This is a genomic window from Actinokineospora guangxiensis (genome assembly GCF_042657845.1).
GTDB classification, from domain to species: domain Bacteria; phylum Actinomycetota; class Actinomycetes; order Mycobacteriales; family Pseudonocardiaceae; genus Actinokineospora; species Actinokineospora guangxiensis.
Genome location: NZ_JBHSKF010000034.1, coordinates 1 through 1,619, shown reverse-complemented (window position 1 = coordinate 1,619; position 1,619 = coordinate 1). Strand labels below are relative to the sequence as shown.

Here is a 1,619-nt window from a genome sequence, read left to right as displayed (position 1 = left end):
TTGGGGAGTTCGTCAACGATGAGGATCTGACGCGGTTTGGCGATGGCCCCGATCTCGCTGGCGACGTGGTTGCGCAGGGTCTTGATGTGCTCGTCGCGGTCCTCGGCGGCTTTCCCGCGTGGGATGACGAATGCGACGATGCCTTGTCCGGTGGTGGGGTCGTTGGCGCCGACGACGGCGGCTTCGGCGACGGTGGGGTGGGAGACGAGGGCGGATTCGACTTCGGTGGTGGAGATGCGGTGTCCGGAGACGTTCATGACGTCGTCGACGCGGCCGAGTAGCCAGATGTGGCCGTCGTTGTCGTATTTGGCGCCGTCGCCGGCGAAGTAGTAGCCCTGGTCTGGGTAGCGGGACCAGTAGGTGTCGCGGAAGCGTTCGGGGTCGCCCCAGATGCCGCGCAGCATGGAGGGCCAGGGTTCGGTCAGTACCAGGTAGCCGCCGGAGCCGTGGGGGACTTCGGTGGCGGTGTCGTCGACGACCTGTGCGGAGATGCCGGGCAGGGGGGTTTGGGCTGATCCGGGTTTGGTGTTGGTGACGCCGGGCAGGGGGCTGATCATGATGGCGCCGGTTTCGGTTTGCCACCAGGTGTCCACGATGGGGCAGCGGTCGCCGCCGATGTGGGTGCGGTACCAGATCCAGGCTTCGGGGTTGATCGGCTCGCCGACCGAGCCCAGCAGGCGCAGGGAGGTGAGGTTGTGGGCGGCGGGGTTGTCGGTGCCCCATTTCATGAAGGTGCGGATCAGGGTGGGGGCGGTGTAGTAGATGGTGACGCCGTATTTGGCGATGATTTCGAAGTGTCGTCCCTGGTGGGGGGTGTTGGGGGTGCCTTCGTAGACGACCTGGGTGGCGCCGTTGGCCAGGGGGCCGTAGACGATGTAGGAGTGTCCGGTGACCCAGCCGATGTCGGCGGTGCACCAGTAGACGTCGGTCTCGGGCTTGAGGTCGAAGACGGCGTGGTGGGTGTAGGCGGCCTGGGTGAGGTAGCCGCCGGAGGTGTGCAGGATGCCTTTGGGTTTTCCGGTGGTGCCGGAGGTGTAGAGGATGAACAGGGGGTGTTCGGCGTCGAAGGCCTGCGCGTCGTGGTGCTCGGGTTGGCCGTCGATGAGGTCGTGCCACCAGAGGTCGCGGCCTTCGGTCCAGGCGCAGTCGGTGCCGGTGCGGCGCACGACGATGACGTGTTCGATGGTGGGGGTGTGGGCGGTGGCCTCGTCGGTGTTGTCCTTCATCGCCACCGCCTCACCGCGCCGGTACTGCCCGTCGGAGGTGATCAGGACGCGGGCTTGGGCGTCGTCGATGCGTGAGCGCAGGGCGGTGGGGGAGAAGCCGCCGAAGACGACGCTGTGCACCAGGCCGAGGCGGGCGCAGGCGAGCATGGCGACGATGGCCTCGACCAGCATCGGCATCTGGATGGCGACTCGGTCCCCGGCGTTCAGGCCGAGTGAGGCCAGGCCGTTGGCGGCTTTGGCGACCATCACCTGCAGGTCGGCGTAGGTGACGGTGCGGGTGTCTCCGGGCTCGCCTTCCCAGTGCAGGGCGACGCGGTCGCCGTTGCCCGCGGTGACGTGGCGGTCGACGCAGTTGTGGGCGACGTTCAACGTGCCGCCGATGAACCACTTCGC

The 1,619-nt window shown here is 67.5% G+C and carries 1 protein-coding gene; it reads right to left on the bottom strand.

The genetic code is table 11. The annotated features are described in order from the left end of the window. On the bottom strand, positions 1-1,619 hold a 1,619-nt coding region (acs, locus tag ACFPM7_RS30305), incomplete at both ends, for an acetate--CoA ligase (protein ID WP_378251276.1).